Origin of the sequence: Chryseobacterium sp. WLY505 (assembly GCF_030846215.1) — a bacterium.
Lineage (GTDB): Bacteria > Bacteroidota > Bacteroidia > Flavobacteriales > Weeksellaceae > Chryseobacterium.
Window position 1 is genome coordinate 42,380 of the sequence record NZ_JAVCWI010000005.1, and the last position, 16,984, is coordinate 59,363.

Sequence of the window (16,984 nt, forward strand, 5' to 3'; positions counted from 1 at the left end):
TTCGGTCCTTTTTATTTTTACAGTTATTATGCATCCTGTTTCACCTGTGGTTTTTTGTGAAGCATAACTCGTGAAGTATGGGAATAAATTTCAGTAATCATTATATATTTTAAAAAAAATCTTTCATAATTTCTTTCATTGATGTAACATTTAACATCATTTATTTGTCTTATTATACAGAAAGGTCAAGCAATCAATATTTTAATGTAAATTTTTATTAATTGATAATCAACTGATTATAATGATTTAAAAATATTTTTAAGTACTTTGTATTGCATAATACTAAATTTATTATATATCTTTGTAATGTTAAATAACAAACCATACAAGCTATTAATTAAAAAAGAATAATCATGAAGACTCAAATTCTTATTGCAGCACTATTTTTCAGTGGACTTGTCACTGCCCAGCAGAAAAAAGACAGTATGAAAGTAAATGCTATTGATGCAGTGACTCTCAAGAAGCAGGTTTTCAAAAAGCAAGGTGACCGTTTGGTATATGATGTAGCTTCTTCATCTATTGCTAAAGGAACCAATACCTTCACTCTTTTGAAACAAACACCGATGATTTCCAGCATTGACGGAAAAACGCTGAAGATTTTGGGAAAAAATGATGCAATCATTTACATCAACAATAAAAAAACCAATATGGATTCCGAGGCATTGATTGAAATGCTGAAGTCTACTCCCTCTGAGGATATCCAGAAAATAGAAGTCATTACAGTTCCCGGAAGTGAATTTCAGGTTGAATCTAAAGAAGGGGTGATTAATATTGTGATGAAAAAAAGCAAAAACAACGGCTACAACGGAACGTTGAAAATGCAAAACGAACAGGCATATTACAATAACCCTAATGCAGGAGCTTCTTTTAACTTCAGACAGGGAAAGTGGTCTGGTAATTCCAATTTCAGAACGGGAAGCTGGACAGACAGACAAAGGTATACGCTGTCCAACGGAGATCCTACTTTCAGAAATGAATCCTTTGGGTTTAATGATGATCCTAACAAAAATTTTGGAGGCGGTTTCAATGTTGATTATGAGATTAATAAAAAGCACAGCCTTGGATTCTCCTACAACATGAGATACAATAAAAGTTTCAATTCTGTACTGGATATTACCAACTGGCAAAACGGAGTCTTAAACAACAGAACAGTGAATAACGAGGATGCACAAACCAGAAATCATTCTTTCAATTTGAATTATGAGATGAAAACAGATTCTCTGGGAAGTAAGCTTACATCCAACGTTTCTTACCTATGGTTCAACAGAGATAAAGTAAGTTTCAATGAAAGTTTTCCTTTAACGAATGATACCATCAATAAATATTCAGCATTGCATCAGGCGGTACCACAAATCATTAATAATTACGCTGCCAATATCGATTATCTGAAAAAGACAGCTAAAGGAGCCACCTGGTTAATGGGAATCAGTTACAATCATACCAATACAGATAACGACACCAGACAGGATAAACTAATAAAGGGAGAATTTATCATCGATCCCAACCAAACCAATCACTTCATTTATAAAGAAAATATTCTTGGAATTTACCTGAACTATGAAAGAAAACTGACTGAGAAAATATCCGGAAAAATAGGTGCCCGCTACGAAATGACAAGAAGTACAGGTGATATTGTAGATAAAACAGGATTTGAAAGAAATTACAACAACCTTCTGCCTTACCTGAATTTAAATTACGCCATCAATTCCGACCATAATCTGAGCTATACTTTTTCCAGCAGAATCAGAAGACCGAGATTCTGGGAACTGAATCCTTCAAGAACTTATTTTACTCCAACCAATTATACACAGAACAATCCATTTATACTGGCTTCCAAGTACTATAATCAGGAGTTAAATTATATGTACAAAAATGCATTCTATGCCAATCTTAGTTTTAATATGGTGGAAGATGCAGCAGCTTCAGACCTGATTCCATTGCAGGGAACGGTAACAGCTCCTAAAAAAGATGCTGAGGGGAAAATCATCAAGGATATCAAAGGAAATCCAATTATGGAAACTACCAGATTCCTGAGGTACATCAGAACCAATTATGGTAAAAACAGAGAAATTGCTCTTACTCTTGGAATGAACAAATCCTGGTTCAAAGATATATGGACAACCAACTATTCTGTCAATTTAGGATATGTTACCTACAAAGGCGGAGTATTTGAAGATCCTACTTCCATGCCTGCTCCGGGAGAAACGGAAGTAGTAGATCCTTATATCATTGATGTTAAAAATTACAATATGTCTGCAACCATCAATAATGTGATCAGACTGTCCTCTAAAAAAGACTGGTTCCTGGGAGTGAATTACTTCTTTGCCAGCCAGACTGCCATGGAAGGAGGGATGATAGGAGCAAGACAAAGCTTTGATTTCAGTCTGAAAAAAATTGCAGGAGACTGGACTATCGTAGCAGAGGTGAGCGACTTATTTAATCAAAGTTTCTACAGCATTAAAGGAGTACAGCCAAATGGAAAATACAATAATATCGCCAACTTCAACTATCCAAGACTCATGAGCATCGGGGTTACCTATAACTTCGGGAATCAGAAACTGAAAAAAGCAAGGGAAATGAAATCAGCTAACGATGCTGTAAAATCAAGAACCTAATCTATAACCACTTATTTCACTAAATCCACTCTTAAATAAAAACAACATGAAACGTATAATTTTGTCAATGGCTATTGTATTCGGTACCTGTGCATTTGCACAAGAGAAGAAATCTGATACGGCAAAAACAAAAAACATAGAAGGTGTTACCATCACCAAGCAGGTTTTCAAAAAGCAAAGCGACCGTTTTGTATACGATGTCGCAGCATCACCAGTTGCCAAAGGAAACACCACTTTTGATCTTCTGAAGCAGACCCCATTATTATCTTCCACAGATGATAAAACATTGAAAATCGCAGGAAAGAATAATGCACTGATCTATATCAACGGAAGAAAAAGCAATATGGATTCTGAGTCTCTGGCTCAGTTTCTGAAAAATACTCCGGCGGAAAATATCCAGAAAATTGAAGTGATTACTGTTCCCGGCAGCGAGTACCAGGTAGAATCTTCTGATGGAATCATCAATATCGTTTTAAAGAAGAAAATGAGTGACGGTCTCAACGGAAACATGAGAATGTCTAACACTACCAACAAATACAATGGAAGCCAGGCGAGTTTCTCGGCCAACTACAGAAAAAACAAGCTGGGAGTAAGTGCCAGTCTTAGCGGTGGTGAAAATATAGAGGCACAAACATATACATTAAGAAATGGAACTTCAACAACTTCCAACGAATCTACTGGAGATATTGACGATCCGAATAAAAATATAGGAGGTTATCTGAATATTGATTATCAGCTGAACGACAAAAGCAATCTTGCGTTATCATGGAATACATGGGCCAATAAAAGTTATAATTCAACGGTAGATTTATTCAATACCATAAAAAAAACGAAAACGGAATATACGTGGTCTAAAAACAGAGAGAATACAAGATCTTATAACAATTCTGTGAATTTAAATTATGAATTAAAAACAGATTCTTTAGGCAGTAAACTGAATGTAAATGCTGCTTATCTTAACTACAGAAGATTTCAGTTCACAGATAACCAAACCTTTGCTTCAGATATTGACAGAGTTGTGGGAGCAAGAACAAAACAAGTTATTCAGGACCTTCCACAGATCATTAATAACTTCTCCGGAATGGTGGATTATAATCAAAAGTTTAAAAATGATCTTACCGTTTCCATCGGTGGAAATTATAACAAAACAAAAACAGATAACGATTCTAAAAACATCACTTACTCTTTTAATCCTGTAACAGCACCGGATTCAAAACCCAACCATTTTATCTATGATGAAAACATCTACGGAATGTATCTTACCGTTGAGAAAAAGATTTCCGACAAACTTTCAGGAAAAGTTGGGGCCCGATACGAGATCACCAACAGTCTTGGAACTTCTGACAATGCTCCCACAGAAGCCCTTAGAAGAATTGAGAGAAATTACAAAAACCTTCTTCCCTACCTAAGCCTGAATTATGCAATTAATGATAAAAACAATATTTCCTATTCCTTTTCAAGCAGAATGAGAAGACCCAGTTTCTGGGAACTTAATCCGGTAAGGAATATTCTTACAGATGATAATTATACTCAGAATGACCCGTTTGTAAAAGCATCTTCTACTTATAATCAGGAGCTTACTTATATGTTCAAAAATTCGTATTTCCTGATTTTAAACCACTCTTACATTCATGATGTGATCACCCAGGTTCCGCTTCAGGGATATCCGGTATCGCCGGATGGTAAAATTGGTGATAACCCGGCATTGAGATACATCAGAACCAATTTTGGAAATAAACAGGAAATGTCGGCCATGGTAGGTATTCAGAAGTCGTTTTTCAAACAGTACTGGACAACCAACTTCAATATCGGAGTGCAGCATAATATTAACAATGGAAGTCTTGATACTGATCCTACGACCGGAGACCGCTTCAAAGATCAAAAAGGGCCTAATGGAAACTTTATTACCTACACCAATAAAACCAATTCTACCAGTCTTCTGATCCAAACCAACAACACCATTCGTCTTGATAAAAAGAAAACATGGTTCTTCGGACTTAATTATTTCTTCGTAGACAAACAGCAGATTGAGCTTGGTTCATTGAAAAACCTGATGAGTTTAGACCTTAGCCTTAAGAAAATGTGGAACGACTGGACGTTTGCAGTGAATGTCAATGATGTACTGAATACCAATATTGTTAAAATTGAAGACTTTCAGGAGAACGGAAATTATAATTACATCCACCAAAACCGTTACAACAGAAGTTTAATCGTAAGCCTTACCTACAATTTCGGAAACCAGAAAGTGAAAAAGGTAAGAGACATCGAAGGGGCATCAGATGCCATCAAAAGCAGAACAAGATAGAGAATTATCTTTCTTCATATTTAATTATTCTTACGGTATCCGCTGATTCTTTTCAGCGGATTTTTTATATTTAATCATTATGAAAAAAGATATAAAAATTATTTTGATATCCCTCAGTTTCCTTTTTATATGGACAGGTTGCAAAGAAAAAAAGATAAAGCTTGGCCATGATATCCATTTTGATAAGGAGGAAAATATTCACTATGGAAACAATCCAAAGCAGATTATGGATCTCTATATTCCACATAAAAAAACGGATAAAGAAAAGGATGTTTTTATTGTAATTCATGGTGGAGGCTGGAGGGCTGGAGATAAATCGCAGCTCACCTTTTTCACACTCTCTATGATGCAGAAATTTCCAGATCATATTTTCGTTAATATGAACTACAGACTAGCTTCAGCTACTCAATTTGGACTTCCAAACCAAACTGATGATATTAAAAAAGTAACTGAATTATTAAAAAATAAACTAGGCTACCATCCCAATGTGATTTTATTAGGCAACAGCGCCGGAGCCCATTTATCGATGCTGTATGCCTACAAGTTTGATACAGATAAAAAAGTAAAAGCTGTCATTAATATTGTAGGTCCTGCAGATCTTGCGGACCCGGGTTTTAAAAATTATCAGGAATATTCTTTTGTGGAAAGCAGACTTGTGGATCCGGGAATAACTAAAACCGGAATATCAAAGATAGGTTTTGCCAGTCCTGTGAAATGGATAAAAAGCGATTCCCCTCCTACTTTGTCGTACTATGGAAATTCAGATCGTGTAATTCCGTCTACACAGGAAAAAAGACTTGATTCAGCATTGACTGCCAGCCATGTTATGCATGAATCTTATCAATTCAATGGAGGACATCTGGATTGGGATAAACATCCAAATGATGTATTTCTTATTGATAAAATTGAAACCTTAATTAAAAATATTGGCAAAAAATAACACGTTCCGATTCTCCAAAACGTGTTATTTTTTATTTTAAAATTGAATTTTATTCAGATTTTGCAACGGCTGTTCTTTCAGAAACACCATTGGCATTGAAAGCTTCAATCTGGAAGTAATAGGCATCTGTTCTGTCTGCCCCTGTAAAGAAATATTCATTCTTTCCGTAGACCATAATGCTTCCGTACAATTTATCAGGAGTCTTTCCGAAATAGATTACATAGCCATCCGCTTCAGGATTCTGCTGCCATTTCATCCAGATACTTCTTCTTTCACCGTACTTTTTCGGATCGGCTCTTAAAGGTACAAACCCTTCCACTTTAGCAGGCTGTTTTCCTGCTCCTTTTCCGAATACTCTGAAGCCGCTTAATGCAAATTTTCCTGTTGGCATTTTCAGATTTTCCATTTTAAGGAAACGGGCTTTTGCAGGTTGTTCAAGTTCCACATAGTCGTGAGGTACGTCCTTTGTATTCTTGCTTTTATCCACAATTACATTCCATTTCTTTCCATCATTAGAACCATAGATTTTATACTGATGCATTTTTCCAAAAGTTTTCCCCATAAACTCAGCATCCTGATCTGCGTAATTGATCTGAATGGCATTGATCGTGGAAACCTCCCCTAAATCTGTCTGAAACCATTCCCCGGAATTTCCGGTTTTGGCACTCCAGTACGTTTTGATATCTTCATCTACAGCATAATTAGGCTGATACCCTCCCAAAGTAGATGAAACCTGAACCGGTTTATTATAATTCAGCAGCATCCATCCGGCAAAAAGACCTTTTGTAAAATCTTTCCCTTGTGCATACTGCGGAAGGTAAGTAGGATAATCCCCATAAGCTGTGTTACAATACATCACATCGTCTTTATCAAACCCAGCAGGCCAGATTCCCAGCCTTCTTTCAAAATTATTTTTGGTAGAGATAAAAATGGTGGAGATGTGCCACCAGTTTTTGTAATTGTCTTCAAATGTAGCTCCGTGTCCCGCTCCTCTGGCAAAGCCTCCCGGTTTATAAGAGAATGGATTATGCTGTTGATATTCGAACCCTTCCAACGGATTTTTGCTGACATATACTCCATCGGAATATCCGCTGAATTCTGTTGCCGGAGCACCATACTGCATATAATATTTTCCGTTGTGTTTCGTCATCCACGCTCCTTCTACAAAAGGTTGAAGAAAAACATTGTCATTGTATTCCCCGAAGCGTTCCCATCCGTGATCTTCAGGTTTTAGTTTAATAATGGGCTTAACGAAACCTTCAGACTGAAGATTTTTCACTTTTACTTCTGTTCCCAGCAATGGCCATTCATTACTTGAGCCCCAGTAGAGATACAGTTTATTTTTATCTTCATCATAATGAAATGCCGGATCCCACGCTCCTACTTTTAAAGTATCCACTGCAATTTTCCAGTCATCTTTGGTGGGGTTTGTACTTTTCCAGATTGGAAAATCCTGTTCCCAGGTAGAACCATATACATATAGAGTGTCTTTCATTGCCCATACCGCCGGAGCATTAAGGTCATGAATGTATTTATTATCTCTTAAAAACTTTCTTTTCACAAACTTCCAGTCCAGCATATCATCACTATACCAGTATCCTTCCTGGTTGGTAGAAAAAAGAAACAGTTTATTTTTAAAATTAACAATCACCGGATCTGCTGTAGCACGGTGTTTCCCTTGTTTTGAAAAAACTTCAAACGGAGTATACCCATAATCGATATTGATGGGATTGCAGAATGTTTTCTGCTGAGCACCTACAATCATTCCGAGAAAGATTGCCAGTGACAGAAAATATTGTCTCATTTTTAGATTTTAAAGATTGAGACAAAGTTAGGCAACTTTTTTGGGTTTTCTCCAAATAAAGCCATCCAGAAGATAATGGGTAAGCTGAGGAACAACTAACAACGGAACAAGGAACTGAAACAGATTTTCAGAGATCATCAAATTCAAGGAAAAATGTTCATTCCAGACCAGAGTTTCCCATAAAAATTCTTCCAGAAAAGCGAACAATAAAATGACGCCGACAAAGAGAAATATTCCTGAAAAAGATTTAAAAATATGCATCCAGCTCAGCTGATGATTTTCTTTTTGCTGTATTTCCCGGATATAAATCAACGCTATATAAGGAATACCATGAGAAACCACATTCAGAAAAGTAAACAGAAGATCATTATTGAAGTAAACAATCCCGAAATACCAGGAAAGAAAAGTTCCGGTGATCAGTGCTGTTTTCGGAATGTTAATTTTTTTTGTTTTAAAGGCTTCAACAACAGTTTTAATAATCCAAATAATCAGAATGGCAAAATAAATAACGGTAATTAAAGGAACATAATCCGGAAGATTCTGAAGCCAGTCAAACTCGTTGTTGACGAACCATGTGAAGGCACGGGGAGTTTTAAACCAGTACAACATGGGAAAAATAGTTGCGGAATAAACGGCAACCTCATCTATTTTTTTGCTCCAGTTATTCGGTTCAAAGCGGGCATAGATTCTCATAAAGCCATACTGCTGGCGTATAAAATGAAAAACGGCAACCAGTGCCAGTGCCGACCAGAATGTCAGACTCCCCAACTGAAAAAGAATAATCCCTAAAATCCAGCTTACCGCAGGAATTCCGAGATAAAGCCATCTATTTTTCTGTATTTCTCCCTTTACGAAATACGTTTTGAACAGCGTAGAATAAACGTGAGCCACATCCACAAAAACGATCAGGAAAAGCCATGTGTAAAAGGAATAGTGATTTTCCAGCCCCTGAATCTGTTTCTGAAAAATAAATATAATCAGCAATACAACAAAAGGTGGTGATAAAATAAACCACCAGTCTGTTTTTGCATTATGTATCCACGGCTGTTTCATTGTATTATTGTATCATTTGTCCTGCAGTCCGGCTTCCCTGATAAAAGGCTTCTTCAAAAATAGAGATTCCCGAAAGATCAGAATGAGCGAAGAAAATTTTTCCTTCTATGGACTCTTTTACTTTTTGGGTTTCTTCACCAAAAATCTGATTGGGAACGGGAGCAATCATCGCATGTCCTATTTTATGAAACTGCATTTCCAGGATGAAATCTTCTATCAATGGATGGGCTTTCTTCAAATCATCCAAAACTAAATCTTTCAGTTCAGATTCTTTCATAGCATATAGTTTTTTCCTCGCTTTTTTGCAGTCTGCCGTTGAAAAGCTCTTGTAATGGGTAATTACTTTTTCACCTATGATCTGGTTCAGATTCTGATGTTGATCAAAGATATAACCTAATCCTGAAGTCCCATAGATTACATTATCCCAGGCCAGTTCTTCATCTCCACCAAATTCATTCTTTAACGTGATCGTTGTTAAAAGCCACGGCACATAATGAAATGATGATGCTCTTTTTTGATTAAGAATTCTTTCATTTACAAATTGTGGGGTTGCAAACAATACTTTTTCGGCAATGATCTTTTTTGTTTTCTTTTGGGCATTATCAAAACTCAATACCTCAACTTTATCATTGATTTTTACATCAAAAACAAGATTTTCGGGCATGTGTTTTTCCTCTGTATATTTTGAAAAATGTTTAGCCAACCTTGCATTTCCTTCCGGCCAGGTGAATACCTGATCTTTATATTTCGTACTCCAGTTATTTTTTCTTCCGGCAAAATAATGAATACCTGCCCAAGCTGAAACATAGTCAATTCCTAATCCGAAATCGTCTCTGCAGGAATAATCCAGCAACCAGAGAAGTTCTTCCGACTGGTAGTTATTTTCCTTAAGCCAATCTTTAAAAATGATTTTTTCAAGTTTCACCACGTCATTTTCTCTGCTGGAATCATGTACGGGAATGGCAAACCAGTATTTCCCCTGTGGATCTTTCTTTACGCGAAAATCATCCATCAGCTTAAAAAAACGGCTAAGCTCCTGTTGTGTTTCTGCTGAAATTCCTCTTTGAGGCACAATATCATTTTGCCAGGAGTTTTTATAGAAAAGTCTTTCCTGCTGTGGAAAAGTCATTTGGTATTCATCAAGAATGGGTTCTCCGCTTTGTTCTGTTCCGAGATAGATTTTACATTCTTTCAGGAAATCTATTATTTCTACGTTTTCCTTATTGGGTAAAGGCAAATAATGGGCTCCCAAAGGAAATTTTGAAAATGAATTCTGTCCGTTGGAAGAGTTTCCTCCCAGATGGTTTTCCATTTCAAGGAGAAGATAATCCTGTTCATTATTCTGGTTAAAAAATCTACATGCCGAAAGTCCGGAAATCCCACCACCCACGATAAGATATTTTGTGTGGATAACTTCTGAAAACTGTGGAAAATCTTTTGCCCATAACTTGTGACCAAGAACATGGTTTGTCCCGGTAATTTTCAACAGCAAAGCTTTTACTTTCTTTCCGCAATACTGCAAAAAGGGAAGCATAAGGCTACCTAAAAATATAGTTGTAAGAAAATCCTTTCTACTGTACTTTCCCCCACTCTTCATCGAAATAACGAACTAATATCTGGTTGTCCAGACGGTTAACTTCTATGTCTTTCACTTTCATATCTTTATTAAAATAAGACATCTGTGAAAAGTTATAATCATAATATTTTAAGCCGGGAAGCTTTCTGTAGACTCTGTTGTTGATGGGCTCAAATGAAGCCATCGAAAATCCCCATTCTCCAAAAGACGGAACATAGGTATGATATGCCGCTGTGAAAGGAAAAATCTGATTGATTGTTTTCTCAATACACCAGAAAGATTTCGGAGCAAAATACGGAGAGGTGGTCTGAACCACAATTTTCGTATCAAGCGTTGTCAGCTTCTCCAGTTCTTTATAAAACTGCAGGGAATAAAGTTTTCCTAAGCTGTAATTGGACGGATCCGGAAAGTCTATGATGATAACGTCAAATTTCTTTTTGCTGTCTTTTACCCAGATGTACGCGTCTTTATTGATGATCTCTACTTTTGGATTGGAAAAAGAATTTTGATTCAGCCTGCGCATGGTTTCATTCGTCTTGAAAAACTGAGTCATTTCCCCGTCAAGATCCACAAGGGTTACTTTTTTAACGTCTTTGTATTTCAATACCTCTCTGGCTGCAAAGCCATCACCTCCTCCCAAAATCAGAACGTTATCAATATTTTTTGCCATAGACATCGCCGGATGTACTAAAGCTTCATGATAACGGTATTCATCAGTGGAAGAAAACTGTAAGTTGTTATTCAGATATAAACGAAACTCGTGTGTATTCCTCGTTAAAACGATTCTTTGATAGGGTGAACTTTTGGTATAGACTACATTTTCACCGTACAATTTTTCTTCAGAATAAGACAGAATCGTATCTGAGAAAAAGAAAAGTCCCAGCAAGAATGCAAATGCTGCTATAGATTTTACTTTGAGAGATAAAGGTTTTGATAATTCCTTCGTAAGGTAATAGCATAGAAATATCGCAATAGAGATATTGATCAATCCGAAAAATAAAGGTGTCTTTACAATCCCAAGCTTTGGAATCAAAACTAATGGAAAAAGAATCGATGCTAATAAAGCTCCGATATAATCGAATGCAAAGACATTTGAAACTAAATCTTTAAACTGAACTCTGTCTTTCAGAATGTTCATCAGAAGCGGAATTTCTACTCCGACAAGACATCCCGTGAAAAAGACAAAAAGATATAAAACGCTTTCAAAATGTGCGAGGGTATTAAATAAAATAAACAGCACTACAGAGCTGATTCCTCCTACGATTCCTACCAGGATTTCGATCTCAATGAATTTATCAATAAGATTTCCTTTGATGAATTTCGCAAGATAGGAACCTACGCCCATTGAAAAAAGATATACCCCGATAATGAAAGAAAACTGCTTTACAGAGTCTCCTAAAAGATAGCTCGCCAGAGCTCCGGCCACCAGCTCATAAATCAATCCACATGTAGCAATGACAAATACTGAAAACAATAAAAGCAGCTCAAGAGGAATCCTCTTCTTATCCATGAATTGCCGCGCTTATGATCATTGAAATTCCGATGATAAATGCTCCGAAAACAATAGCCAGTGCTATGTTTTTGTTCTGAGCGATCTCATGCCATGTTTTCTCCGGGGTAAGCTTTTCAATAATGAAATAGCATACAAGCAGAATTGCGATTCCTAAGAATGAGTAAAGAACCGAGTTCAATATGGGTAAGAAATTGATGTTGTCCATAGTTTTTATATTTTTATTTGTGATAGTATCTGTAGAATCCTACTCTGGAATGGCTTCTTGTAGTTCCGTCGCGGTATGTTTCCGTTTTGGCACAATCGCACATCTGATTTCCCCGGTAAGTAAGGTATACAAACCAGGTCATGAAAAATCCTCCAATCAGGCAGAGTTTCCAGTTTTGCTTTATATAGTTTATAATATTAATCATTATGATGCAGTATAAGGGGTATTTGAGCTATTCTTCCATTTCCTCACGTCAAAGGCATGTTTACCCATAAGCATCGCTACAAACAGAATAATCATTAGGAATAAAATGAATCCGAAGTTCCAGAATGAAACAGGAAGCCAGGTTGCTTTGAGCTGTATATAGGTATTATTTGAAATAGGATCTGTTGTAAGTCTTAGCCCTTCAGCATTGATAAGAGAGTCTATTTTTGAAGTTCCAAAGGAAGCTTTCACCAGTTTACCTAGTTCTGTCGTATCTTTTTCTAAAGTCTTTCCGTCTATGAAAGTGATAGGCTGTCCTTTATAGATATCGGTTACCTGTACTGTTCCTGATTTATCCCTGGAGATTAATACCCTTGAATCCGGTGACTGAAGACCAGAAAACGCAGGCAATAAAGATCCTTCTTTTTCTGCTGAAATAAGAAAGTGATATTGCCCAGAACTTACTCCACAAAGATTAAATTCTTCAGACTGACTTCCTTCTGACCAGCTTTCCCCATCTTCGTACCCATGATATTGTTCGATATCTTTCGAGGTATAGACAATTTCATTGGTATTTTCATTGACAAGGCTTAGCTGAACATTAGCCCAGGAATTATCAACACCGGAAAATGCATTCACTTTTAATGGTGCAGAACCACCTGAAAGGGTAAAACTTTTGCTGACCATTTCTTTGTCTTTTACATCAGCAAAATTGATGGTCTCCGCAAAAACAGTTTCGTTTGTTCTTGAGATGTACACATACAGCTGAAGCAGACATATCATTAATGCGCCCACACAAAAAATGTTTACAGCCTGTTTCATATCAAAATAATAAGGCTGAACAATTCCAACCCCTGTATAATACGGCATGTGAGCTATTTTAAAAGCTCTTTTAACGTCATATTTTGAAATGTGAACTCCATAAAAATACTGGCTTTTCTTAGCGGTCTTCTCCTGAGAGATCATACGGGTTCCATTGACATATTCTTTGTAGGTCGCAATGCTGAAATCCAGGTGTTCATCAAAAAAACCGGCAGCCGCATCAATAGTGCATGGAGTGTTTTCATACCAGCGATACGTTCGTCCGGCATAGGTGGGTAATTTCGAATCTTTGCCTTTAAAATCATCAGGATGTATAGAAATCAGGAAAACCCAATGCCCGTCACTCTCGCTCAGGAAAGCGTCATTTCCTTTGCTGTCTTTTAAAGAATATTCCCGCCAGAAAATACTGTTTCCGTATTTTTTGATGGTAATCGCAACGACCGTATATTCTACACCTTCAATTTTTCCTTTCTGTTCGACGTCCAACACAACGTTTTCTGTCGGTATTTTCAAATGTTTAATCTTTTTATTTCCTGCAACATCAATGAGATGAGAGCAGGTTTTACAAACATATTCCTCAATAGGAAAAGTGAGATCTAATGTATTTTCTGATTCGCATGCTGGGCAGACGTAGTGCATTTTTTATCTGTAAATTTTGTGTTTCTGAATGGTATTAGCTTGAAAATACTGAACCACTTCATCTGCAATCTGCTCTACTTTAGTGGTATTATCCTGCGAATAATTGCAAAGAAAAACATCAAAAGTAAGCTGTTTAAACTCCGGCCACGTGTGGATACAAAGGTGAGACTCTTTCAGGATGACTGCGGAAGTAAAACTCTCATTTTCAAAAATATGATTGGTTACTCCTACAATTTCTACCTCTTTGGTTTTCAGAATTTCTTCTGTAAACGCCAGAAAACCTTTGCTGTCTAATAACAAATCTTCTGACTCTGTTTCCAAAGTCAGAAGAATATGTAAACCTTTACTTGATAATGGGTTCAATTAATTTTTTCGTAAATATATTATTTTTTTGGAAGAAAAATCTCAGCAAGCATACATCTTGCGCTTCCTCCACCATTTACTTCAATAGTATTCAGATCTGAATAGATAATTTCGCAGTATTTTTCAATAGCGGCTACCTGTTCTGAAGATAAAGACTGATAGGCTGTCTGGCTCATTACCAGGAATTTTTCACCATCGTTATTCTGAACCTGAAGCATATTTCCTGCAAACTGCTGCATCTGCTCTTCAGAAATTTCGATGATTTCTTTTCCTGAGCCTTTAATCGTTTCCACTACTTTTTCTCTTTCCAGCTCATCATCGATACAGTCAAGGCAGATTACAACAAATTGATCTGCTACACACATCATTACATTGGTATGGTAGATAGGAAGTCTTTCTGTTCCTACTGTTTGGAAAGAATGGAAAACAACGGGAGTAAATCCGTATTTGGTACAGAATTCTCTGAACAGTTTTTCATCCAGTCTCAAAGAAACAGAACCGTAAGCAATTTTGTTATCATGATCAAAAATCATACTTCCCGTTCCTTCCAGAAAATGCCCCTGAGTTTCTGAAAAGGACCAATCATCAATCTCAGCTACCTCGAATCCCTGATTCCGGATGCTTTCAATAATATCCTCTCTTCTTTCTACTCTTCTGTTGGAGGCGAACATTGGATATAAAACCACCTTCCCATCTTTATGGAAACTTACCCAGTTGTTTGGGAAGATAGAATCCGGTGTGTGTGGGTCTAAGGTATCTTTTATAGTAATCACATTGATTCCTTTTTCTCTCAGTTTTCCAACAAAAGTATTGAATTCAGCCAACGCTTTTGACTGGATATCAGAACCTGTCTGTTCTACCTGGAAATAATTATTTTTCGCTGTTTCAGCGTTGTAACCGAATGCAATCGGTTCTATCATTAATACGGTATCTGTTGTTTGCATTTTTATAAGTTTGAGGGTATTAGCGTATAAGAGTTTGAGAGTCTGAACAGCGTTTTACAAATTATTATCTTCTTTATTCACCGAAGAAAATGAACACCACTTTTCTGACTGGCTCATCATGTTAACTAACATCCCTATTATTTGGTTATACTTGTTGTGCAAATTATTATATTGCTCTTCATTCATCTAATGGCAGGCAAAGGCAAACTGAAGCCATGTTTGGGTTTCTCTCGCTTCTCCCTCCGAATCTGTAAGCTTAGCGATGAAGGATTTTTCATATTTTCTTTTCCCCCAAGCCTCACTAATATTTGCCGTTACAGATCTTGATGATCTTCTTATCTGATCTGTAAGTGAGTAAAGTTCTTCTTTTGAAAAGGATTTTGAGAGTTCATAAATCAACTGAGCTGTTTCAAATGATTGTTGATAAACTTTTAAGTCCTGATGAAATTTAATTGTCGACATACCCAAATATTTTTTTAAAATTAAAAAAATATTCAAACTCACCAACACTCTAACGCTCAGACTCTAAAACTCTCTCAATCTCAAACCCTAAAACTCTCCCACTCCATTATTCTCTTACAAGCGGCATTGTAGAGCATCTCAGCAAGCCTCCCATTTTGGAGATTTCTCTGTAAGGGATTTCTTCTACCGTCATTCCCCACTCGTTTCTTAAATGGTCATTCATTCTGGTGAATGCTTTGTCTGAAACCACTACATCAGGAGAAATAGAGAAAATATTCGGGAACATTTCAAACATTTCTTCATCATTGATGTGGAAGCAGTTTTCTTCTCCGAAAATATCAATGATTAAGCGGTAATCGCTTTCATCTACAAATCCGTTCTTATAAATGATACACTTGTCTTCTCCTACAGGATTAAATGTACAATCCAGATGAAGAATCCCTTCAAACGGAACTTTATCGTTTTTCTTCAGTTCCAGGTCGATAATTCTTTTCTTGGGAAAATATTCTTTCAGGATTTCAATGGCATACTCATTGGTTCTTGCCGTTTTATAGTTTCTGTAATCTTCACTGAAACAGGTTCCGATGAAAATAAAGTCATTCCATACGATTACATCACCTCCTTCAATGTGTGCTGTTTCGGGAAGATTAATGATCTTTCTCCATGCTACTTTTTCAAAAACACTTTTGTAGGCTTCCTGCTCATCTGCTCTGTCTGCAATCACATTGGAAATGATCATCTTATCATCAATGACAAAGGCTACATCTCTTGAAAAAACCTGATTGTAGTCCTGGATGATACTAGGACGCAGAACTTCAACACCATACTTTTTTAAAACTGCTTCAAAAGCATTCATTTCATTGATAATATCCTCTTCTTTAGGATAAATGTTGTGTTCGATTGAGTAATATGACTTGGCGTCATAACTTTCCTCTAGTGTGGGAACTGGTCCCAATGAATTAGGCTGGCCTAGAACTACTGACTTCAGCCTACCCGTTTCGTTTTTAATATTTAGTCTCATAAAGATTTATGCAATACTACAAATATAAGTAAAGGTCTCTACCTGTAAAACTTTTCGATTATTTTATGTGTGAAATTTGATTTCTAAAATCAGCACCCTTCAACAAAATTTCCTTGTCTGGCCGGCCAACTGCAGTGAATAGTCCCAAAAACATCTACAACTTACTATTTTCCATCTACATAAGAACAAAAAAACAGATAATTATATTATTTAATTTCCTATATTAGTGATATAATTTTCGCGAAATTATAGATCATAAAACTTAACTATTAACACCAAAAATCAAAGTTATGAACAAGAACAATCCGGTGCTGAAAAACGCACAAAAATTGGGAAGAGATCAACAAAAATCTGTAATGGGAGGCGCTCCGATTTCAACTGGCAGAAGATGCTGCGAATGGGATGATGCAGGAAACTGTTATATCTGGACTTGCGACAGATGTGTATGTCCTTAATAAAAATGAAAACCTGCTTTTTTAAGCGGGTTTTCTTATTCTATGATAAATAAAGAATCCCAA

At 36.5% G+C, this 16,984-nt stretch carries 15 protein-coding genes; 4 read left to right on the forward strand and 11 right to left on the reverse strand.

What is annotated here, in order from left to right; translation table 11 throughout:
* Window positions 1-353 precede the first annotated feature (353 nt).
* The 3 genes from RAH34_RS12170 (at window position 354) to RAH34_RS12180 (ending at window position 5,860) form a co-directional block, all read left to right on the forward strand.
* Window positions 354-2,615 (forward strand): outer membrane beta-barrel family protein, encoded by a 2,262-nt coding sequence (locus RAH34_RS12170; protein WP_306596331.1) that lies wholly within the window; start codon window positions 354-356, stop codon window positions 2,613-2,615.
* 46 nt (window positions 2,616-2,661) lie between these two features.
* The gene (locus tag RAH34_RS12175) at window positions 2,662-4,920 is read left to right on the forward strand and encodes a TonB-dependent receptor domain-containing protein (protein WP_114819972.1); all 2,259 of its coding nucleotides are present in this window, start codon (window positions 2,662-2,664) and stop codon (window positions 4,918-4,920) included.
* 79 nt (window positions 4,921-4,999) lie between these two features.
* A complete protein-coding gene (locus RAH34_RS12180) occupies window positions 5,000-5,860 on the forward strand; it encodes an alpha/beta hydrolase (RefSeq protein WP_306596332.1) in 861 nt (286 codons plus the stop codon).
* A 49-nt stretch (window positions 5,861-5,909) separates the two neighbouring features.
* On the opposite strand, the gene RAH34_RS12185 is transcribed toward RAH34_RS12180, so the two are convergent.
* The 11 genes from RAH34_RS12185 to RAH34_RS12235 all read right to left on the reverse strand — a co-directional run bounded on the left by RAH34_RS12185 (window position 5,910) and on the right by RAH34_RS12235 (window position 16,466).
* Window positions 5,910-7,664 carry a discoidin domain-containing protein gene (locus tag RAH34_RS12185; protein ID WP_306596333.1) on the reverse strand — a complete coding sequence of 585 codons (1,755 nt, stop codon included), beginning with the start codon at window positions 7,662-7,664 and terminating at the stop codon, window positions 5,910-5,912.
* A gap of 27 nt (window positions 7,665-7,691) precedes the next feature.
* Window positions 7,692-8,717, reverse strand: a complete 1,026-nt coding sequence (locus RAH34_RS12190) for a hypothetical protein (RefSeq protein ID WP_306596334.1) — start codon at window positions 8,715-8,717, stop codon at window positions 7,692-7,694.
* A gap of 4 nt (window positions 8,718-8,721) precedes the next feature.
* Window positions 8,722-10,251 (reverse strand): NAD(P)/FAD-dependent oxidoreductase, encoded by a 1,530-nt coding sequence (locus RAH34_RS12195; protein ID WP_306596335.1) that lies wholly within the window; start codon window positions 10,249-10,251, stop codon window positions 8,722-8,724.
* Window positions 10,252-10,288: 37 nt separating this feature from the next.
* Entirely contained in the window at window positions 10,289-11,803 is a 1,515-nt protein-coding gene (locus RAH34_RS12200) for a polyamine aminopropyltransferase (RefSeq protein WP_306596336.1), read from the reverse strand.
* Complete coding sequence (locus tag RAH34_RS12205; protein WP_045491052.1) at window positions 11,796-12,011, reverse strand: DUF350 domain-containing protein; 216 nt, start codon at window positions 12,009-12,011, stop codon at window positions 11,796-11,798. Before RAH34_RS12205 ends, RAH34_RS12200 begins: the two co-directional genes overlap by 8 nt.
* Window positions 12,012-12,024: 13 nt before the next feature.
* Window positions 12,025-12,216 (reverse strand): hypothetical protein, encoded by a 192-nt coding sequence (locus RAH34_RS12210; RefSeq protein WP_306596337.1) that lies wholly within the window; start codon window positions 12,214-12,216, stop codon window positions 12,025-12,027.
* The gene (locus RAH34_RS12215) at window positions 12,216-13,676 is read right to left on the reverse strand and encodes a DUF4178 domain-containing protein (protein ID WP_306596338.1); all 1,461 of its coding nucleotides are present in this window, start codon (window positions 13,674-13,676) and stop codon (window positions 12,216-12,218) included. Before RAH34_RS12215 ends, RAH34_RS12210 begins: the two co-directional genes overlap by 1 nt.
* Before the next feature lie 3 nt (window positions 13,677-13,679).
* The gene (locus RAH34_RS12220; RefSeq protein ID WP_306596339.1) at window positions 13,680-14,039 is read right to left on the reverse strand and encodes an S-adenosylmethionine decarboxylase family protein; all 360 of its coding nucleotides are present in this window, start codon (window positions 14,037-14,039) and stop codon (window positions 13,680-13,682) included.
* A gap of 20 nt (window positions 14,040-14,059) precedes the next feature.
* Window positions 14,060-14,983, reverse strand: a complete 924-nt coding sequence (gene ctlX / locus RAH34_RS12225) for a citrulline utilization hydrolase CtlX (RefSeq protein ID WP_306596340.1) — start codon at window positions 14,981-14,983, stop codon at window positions 14,060-14,062.
* A gap of 186 nt (window positions 14,984-15,169) precedes the next feature.
* Window positions 15,170-15,445: a four helix bundle protein gene (locus RAH34_RS12230; RefSeq protein WP_306596341.1), complete on the reverse strand. Its 276-nt coding sequence runs from the start codon at window positions 15,443-15,445 to the stop codon at window positions 15,170-15,172.
* Window positions 15,446-15,551: 106 nt separating this feature from the next.
* Entirely contained in the window at window positions 15,552-16,466 is a 915-nt protein-coding gene (locus tag RAH34_RS12235; protein ID WP_306596342.1) for a dimethylarginine dimethylaminohydrolase family protein, read from the reverse strand.
* A gap of 290 nt (window positions 16,467-16,756) precedes the next feature.
* On the opposite strand from RAH34_RS12235, the gene RAH34_RS12240 reads away from it, so the two are divergent.
* Window positions 16,757-16,921, forward strand: coding sequence for a hypothetical protein (locus tag RAH34_RS12240; RefSeq protein ID WP_162800874.1), 165 nt, complete (start codon window positions 16,757-16,759; stop codon window positions 16,919-16,921).
* Window positions 16,922-16,984: the final 63 nt, after the last annotated feature.

Bases quoted from the DNA above. Each gene is read 5' to 3' on its own strand.
- RAH34_RS12170 (WP_306596331.1), top strand. From the start codon at position 354: ATGAAGACTCAAATTCTTATTGCAGCACTATTTTTCAGTGGACTTGTC.
- RAH34_RS12175 (WP_114819972.1), top strand. From the start codon at position 2,662: ATGAAACGTATAATTTTGTCAATGGCTATTGTATTCGGTACCTGTGCA.
- RAH34_RS12180 (WP_306596332.1), top strand. From the start codon at position 5,000: ATGAAAAAAGATATAAAAATTATTTTGATATCCCTCAGTTTCCTTTTT.
- RAH34_RS12185 (WP_306596333.1), bottom strand. From the start codon at position 7,664: ATGAGACAATATTTTCTGTCACTGGCAATCTTTCTCGGAATGATTGTA.
- RAH34_RS12190 (WP_306596334.1), bottom strand. From the start codon at position 8,717: ATGAAACAGCCGTGGATACATAATGCAAAAACAGACTGGTGGTTTATT.
- RAH34_RS12195 (WP_306596335.1), bottom strand. From the start codon at position 10,251: ATGCTTCCCTTTTTGCAGTATTGCGGAAAGAAAGTAAAAGCTTTGCTG.
- RAH34_RS12200 (WP_306596336.1), bottom strand. From the start codon at position 11,803: ATGGATAAGAAGAGGATTCCTCTTGAGCTGCTTTTATTGTTTTCAGTA.
- RAH34_RS12205 (WP_045491052.1), bottom strand. From the start codon at position 12,011: ATGGACAACATCAATTTCTTACCCATATTGAACTCGGTTCTTTACTCA.
- RAH34_RS12210 (WP_306596337.1), bottom strand. From the start codon at position 12,216: ATGATTAATATTATAAACTATATAAAGCAAAACTGGAAACTCTGCCTG.
- RAH34_RS12215 (WP_306596338.1), bottom strand. From the start codon at position 13,676: ATGCACTACGTCTGCCCAGCATGCGAATCAGAAAATACATTAGATCTC.
- ctlX (WP_306596340.1), bottom strand. From the start codon at position 14,983: ATGCAAACAACAGATACCGTATTAATGATAGAACCGATTGCATTCGGT.
- RAH34_RS12230 (WP_306596341.1), bottom strand. From the start codon at position 15,445: ATGTCGACAATTAAATTTCATCAGGACTTAAAAGTTTATCAACAATCA.
- RAH34_RS12235 (WP_306596342.1), bottom strand. From the start codon at position 16,466: ATGAGACTAAATATTAAAAACGAAACGGGTAGGCTGAAGTCAGTAGTT.
- RAH34_RS12240 (WP_162800874.1), top strand. From the start codon at position 16,757: ATGAACAAGAACAATCCGGTGCTGAAAAACGCACAAAAATTGGGAAGA.